This window comes from Arachnia propionica (genome assembly GCF_003859805.1).
Classification (GTDB): Bacteria; Actinomycetota; Actinomycetes; order Propionibacteriales; family Propionibacteriaceae; genus Arachnia; species Arachnia propionica_C.
In genome coordinates this window covers 1-950 of record NZ_RQZG01000045.1, presented here as the reverse complement: position 1 = coordinate 950, position 950 = coordinate 1, and the positions used below count along the sequence as shown (strand labels likewise).

Below are 950 nucleotides of genomic sequence, written 5' to 3'. Positions count from 1 at the left end.
GACGAAGGTGAAGGTGGTTTCGATGGCGAACATGCTGTGGCCCAGGAGGTGGCTTTCGATGGTGTCACCGGTCATCGAGGGTCCTGGTTTTCGTTGGGTGAGCTGGGTTGTTGGTTGAGGCCGCTGGTGATGCCCAGGGGGAGGTTGCCGTGTCCGGTGGTGGGGTTTGGGGTGTGGTAGTGGGGTGTTTTGGCGGTTGGGGGTTCAGGGGGTTGGGTGGGAAGTGTTGGTGTTGCGGCGGATGTGGTGGTGTGGTGGAGGAGTTCGAGCTGTTCGGTGTGGGGGAGGGCCTTGAATGCTCCCATGAGGAGCGGGTCGTGGCGGGGCACGCCTGCCTTGACGGCGCGGGGGTACCAGCGGGGCAGCAGGAAGCGGGGAAACCAGATGAAGGTGCTCAACAGGAATGTTGTCATCCCGAGAAGTGCTGTTGCGGCTATCGGGGCCGCCAATTTTGCAGGAAGATGCTGAAGTAGGTTGACGGACCCCATTATGAGGAGGCTCAGCCCTCCATAGGGGAGTCCGAGGGTGCTGGAGCTTTGCCCGTTGTAAGCGGAAACGAAGTGCGGGACTGTTGCATTGCGAATCGATAGGCCGACGCGGAGGGCAAAAAATCCCAAGGTGGCCAAGAGTAGCTGCGTGAAGATTGCTCCCGGGCTGCTGATGTCTACTGAAGTGACTTCGAGGGTGATCATTTAAGAAACCCCGTGCAGAAATTCCAGATGGTTTCTCCTGCATCTCCGAGTCGGTCTCCAATTGTCTTGTCTTCGCCCATTGGGATTGCCATGACCAGCCCGACGCCTAGGCCAACAACGACCCCGGCTGGTCCTCCGATGGCTGCTCCGGCTGCTGCTCCAGCAACAATGGGTGCTGCGACTTGGCTTCCGGCCCTCACCGTCCCGATCTCGGCCACTTGGGCTTTTCGTTCGCTCTCGGTGAGTTCTGGCCTTTGT

General features: G+C 59.8%; 2 protein-coding genes. Both read right to left on the bottom strand.

Annotated elements, in window-relative coordinates:
- Positions 1-71: 71 nt before the first annotated feature.
- Positions 72-692 (bottom strand): hypothetical protein, encoded by a 621-nt coding sequence (locus EII34_RS15705; protein ID WP_124846106.1) that lies wholly within the window; start codon positions 690-692, stop codon positions 72-74.
- The coding region (locus tag EII34_RS16375; protein WP_221620331.1) for a hypothetical protein at positions 689-950 on the bottom strand (262 nt) is incomplete at its 5' end. The genes EII34_RS15705 and EII34_RS16375, both read right to left, overlap by 4 nt.

Bases quoted from the DNA above. Each gene is read 5' to 3' on its own strand.
- EII34_RS15705 (WP_124846106.1), bottom strand. From the start codon at position 692: ATGATCACCCTCGAAGTCACTTCAGTAGACATCAGCAGCCCGGGAGCA.